The following is a 3,573-nucleotide window of genomic DNA, read 5'->3' as shown; positions in this document are numbered from 1 at the left end:
GCCGGCGGCGGCGCTCATCAGCACCTGCTCCGCCATGCCCATCTGATAGAAGCGGTCCGGATGCTCCTGTGCGAAGACATGGAGATCGGTGTATTTCGCGAGGTCCGCCGTCAGGCCAACTATCCCGGGCCGCTGGTGCGCCAGTCTGGCCAGTGTGTGCCCGAACGGCGCATTGCGTGTCGGTACGCCATCGGGCGCGATCGACGCGATCATCGCCGATGTGGTCTTGCGCTCACCGGCATTGGCGGCGTGGCGCGGCGCGAACTTTGACAACCTCAACGCGGACGTCCCTTTTCCAAAGCTTCGAGCGCTAACGTCCATTCGTGCGGTTCGACGCGGATGAAATGCGTGATGTCGCGGGTTTCCAGGAATGGCACACCCTTGGCCATGCGCGTATCGCAAACGATCACACGCGGACGAGGTTCCTTCAGGCCGCGCGCCATGTCGAAGGCCTTGCGGACCGCCTCGATGTCGTTGCCGTCGACGCGCTGCGCATGCCAGCCGAACGCCTCGAACTTGTCGGTCACCGGTTCGGAGGAGAGCATGGCCGTCGACGGACCATCGGCCTGCTGATTGTTGAAGTCGACAATGGCAATGAGATTGTCGAGCTTGTGGTGGGCGGCCGACATCGCGGCTTCCCAGGTCGAGCCCTCACCGAGCTCGCCGTCGGACAAAAGATTGTAGGCGAAACTGTCGCTTCGCTTGCGCGTCAGCCCCATGCACATGCCAACGGCAATGCCAAGGCCGTGACCGAGCGAGCCGCCGGTGATCTCCATGCCGGGCGTGTATGGCGCCATGCCGGACATCGGCATACGGCTTTCATCGCTGCCATAGGTTTCGAGCTCTTCCTCCGGCAGCACGCCCGCTTCGATCAGAGCCGCGTAGAGCGCGATCGCATAGTGTCCGATCGACAGCAGGAAGCGGTCGCGTCCCTCCCACAACGTGTCCTCCGGCCGGTAACGAAGCGCATGGAAATAGGCGACGGCAAGCACGTCGGCGACACCCAGCGCCTGTCCGACATAACCTTGGCCCTGGACTTGACCCATCCGCACGGCGTGTCGGCGGATACGATAGGCTCGTTCGGCCAGGCTGACATTGCTGCCAGCGCGAGGCATCTCAAGCTCCGTTGTCCACTCAGCCATGGATTAGCATCCCACCGTTGACATCGATCACGGCGCCGGTGATGTAGCTGGCCAGATCGGAAGCCAGGAAGAGATAGGCGCCGGCTACGTCGCGCGCCTCGCCCAGCCGGCTGAGCGGGATTCCCTTGATGATGTCGGCGCGCATGGCGTTGGTCAGTTTGCCGCCGGTGATGTCGGTCTGGATCAGGCCCGGTGTGATGCAGTTGACGCGGATGCCTTCGGGACCGAATTCGCGCGCCATGGCCTTGGCAAGCCCCAGAACACCCGCCTTGGCAGCCGAATAGTGCGGGCCACCGAAGATGCCGCCGCCGCGCTGGGCCGAAACTGACGACATGCAGATGATCGAGCCGCCGCCATTTTCGCGCATGTTCGGGATGAATGCCTGGCTGAGATGGAGCACGCCGCGTAGGTTGACATCGAGGATGCGGTCCCAGTCAGCCGCGCTGATCTCCAGCGTCTTGACCGGCTGCGTGACGCCCGCATTATTGCAGAGCACATCGATCCTGCCCAAGGTTTCTGTCACTTGCGCCGCCGCCCTCTTGCAGGCGTCGAGGTCCGCGACGTTGCACGCAAGGCCGAAATGGTCGGGTCCAAGCGACGCAGCGGCGTCACGCGCTTGCCCGTCATCGAGGTCGAGTATTGCAACGCGAGCCCCGTGCTGTACCATCAGCGCTGCCGTGGAGCGGCCAATTCCCCGGGGGCCCGCGGCCCCCGAAATCACCACGGCCTTGCCCTTCAGCAACAAGTCGAACTCTCCTGCTATTTCTGTTTGCCGGCGATCTAAAGTCGGTAGAACCGGGCGGCGTTGTCATGGAACAGCGCGAGCCGCTCCTCGTGCGGGTGGGCGATCGTAATTTCCTTGAAGGCGTTCAAAATGGCGTCGAAGCTCGAGAACAGCTTGTCGACGGGGAAGTTCGTCGCGAACATCGAGCGGCCGACGCCGAAGGCTGCGATCGCCTCCTCGACATAAGGACGGATCGAGAACGTGGTCCAAGTCCAGTCGCCCATGCCGAGGCCCGAGATCCAGGCGACGTTCGGCGCTTGCGCTAACTGGTGCATGCCTTTTTTCCAGGCGCCAAAATGCTCGGCGCCGTCGACCTGCATGCCGGTGTGATTGAGAATGATCTGCACGTCGGGAAAGTCGCGCGCCAGTTCGAGGAACTCGCTCATCTGCGGATAGTAGAGCTGCGGGTCGAAGCTCAGCCCGCGCTTCGCCAGCTCCCGGAAGCCGCGCCGCCATTCGGGCGTACGACTGACCTCCGGCCGCGCCAGATAGGTCTTGGCGGGGTCGGGATGATAATTCATCGGTCTGCCGCATGCCGCGGAAGTTCGGATATTCCATGTGGCGGTCGAGGAGGTCGCCGACGTCGGGTTGGGACAGGTCGGCATAGCCGACGATGCCATGCGGAAAGCCTCGCTTGTTGGCGATCTCCTGCAGCCAGCGCGTTTCCCCAACCGGATCGCCGGGATCGAGAAGCAGCACTTCGGCTCCGGTGGAAAGGGCACGAGCGATCTGGACGATCTGGCCTTCGTGGAGGGACAATTTGCGTGCCGGCATTATCGATGATCGCTTCGCCGATCGCTGGGTCGATCAGCTGGAGCGCTCCGAGCGCAGTTTCGCGCGTGCGGCGACGGCTGATCTGCGACCAGCCCGACCTCGCATGCACAATGCCGATGTTTTCCGCGACCGGACAGCTCGGGCAACAGCGCCAGCTCCTGATGCACCACCGCGATGATCGGGCTGTTGTGGTCGGCCTTCGACGAGGCGAAGCCAATCTCGGCGGCTTCGCGTGAGGTCAGCCCTGTGACGATGCGGATGAGAGTGCTTTTGCCGGCGCCGTTGCCGCCCAGGAGCGCGTGGATTTCGTCGGCCCGAACCTGAAAACTCACACCCCGCAGGACACGGGTTGCGTCATAACTCTTCTCGATATTGGCAGCTTCGATCAGGGGCTTCCTGGTCAATACCTGTCCAACTCCCGGCACGTTGCCGGCGCTACCCAAGCTTTGGGTTGAACTCGGCTCCATCCTGTATCTCCTTCCGGGACCACTGTGCGACCGATTGACATTCGGCTCAATTTTCGTTTCTTAACATTCTGTGTAGCTGAGCTTAACTGACGAGGACGAGGTCAGACATCAAGTTCAATTCGATGACGCATTTCGAGGCAGTCGCGCGGCTCGGCGGCGTGGCAAAGGCCGCTCAGGAATTGCAGGTGACACCTTCGGCGGTTAGCCAGCAGCTGCGGCTGCTCGAACACCAACTCGGGGTGCGGCTTTTTCAGCGCGAAAAGCGCCATCTCTCGCTCACGATCGACGGTGAGCGGCTCTTCCAGACCACGACCCAGGCTTTCGAATCCATACGCGAGGTGCGTAATGCCATTGTGCGGCAGCGCGAAAGCTTCCAGCTTAGCCTGCGCGTCAGTCCTTCCTTCGG

4 protein-coding genes and 2 pseudogenes are annotated in these 3,573 nt (G+C 62.6%); 1 reads left to right on the top strand and 5 read right to left on the bottom strand.

The genetic code is table 11. The annotated features are described in order from the left end of the window. From NKJ40_RS31570 to NKJ40_RS31550, 5 genes and pseudogenes are all read right to left on the bottom strand, one after another. Nucleotides 1-279 (bottom strand): annotated as a pseudogene (locus tag NKJ40_RS31570) (transketolase family protein); the annotation flags it as partial. Beyond that, the gene (locus tag NKJ40_RS31565) at nucleotides 276-1,115 is read right to left on the bottom strand and encodes a transketolase (protein ID WP_352469358.1); all 840 of its coding nucleotides are present in this window, start codon (nucleotides 1,113-1,115) and stop codon (nucleotides 276-278) included. The gene NKJ40_RS31565 and the pseudogene NKJ40_RS31570, both read right to left, overlap by 4 nt. Before the next feature lie 19 nt (nucleotides 1,116-1,134). Next, a complete protein-coding gene (locus tag NKJ40_RS31560) occupies nucleotides 1,135-1,887 on the bottom strand; it encodes an SDR family NAD(P)-dependent oxidoreductase (RefSeq protein WP_352469357.1) in 753 nt (250 codons plus the stop codon). Nucleotides 1,888-1,922: 35 nt separating this feature from the next. Beyond that, nucleotides 1,923-2,613 (bottom strand): annotated as a pseudogene (locus NKJ40_RS31555) (amidohydrolase family protein); the annotation flags it as partial. Nucleotides 2,614-2,699: 86 nt separating this feature from the next. Next, nucleotides 2,700-3,167 carry an ATP-binding cassette domain-containing protein gene (locus tag NKJ40_RS31550; protein ID WP_352469356.1) on the bottom strand — a complete coding sequence of 156 codons (468 nt, stop codon included), beginning with the start codon at nucleotides 3,165-3,167 and terminating at the stop codon, nucleotides 2,700-2,702. Between the two features lie 122 nt (nucleotides 3,168-3,289). On the opposite strand from NKJ40_RS31550, the gene NKJ40_RS31545 reads away from it, so the two are divergent. Next, the coding region (locus NKJ40_RS31545; protein WP_352469355.1) for a LysR family transcriptional regulator at nucleotides 3,290-3,573 on the top strand (284 nt) is incomplete at its 3' end.

It is taken from the genome of Mesorhizobium sp. M0119, assembly GCF_040322615.1.
Taxonomy (GTDB): Bacteria; Pseudomonadota; Alphaproteobacteria; order Rhizobiales; family Rhizobiaceae; genus Mesorhizobium.
The sequence above is the reverse complement of the archived record's forward strand: the minus strand, read 5'-3'. Positions and strand labels throughout refer to the sequence as shown.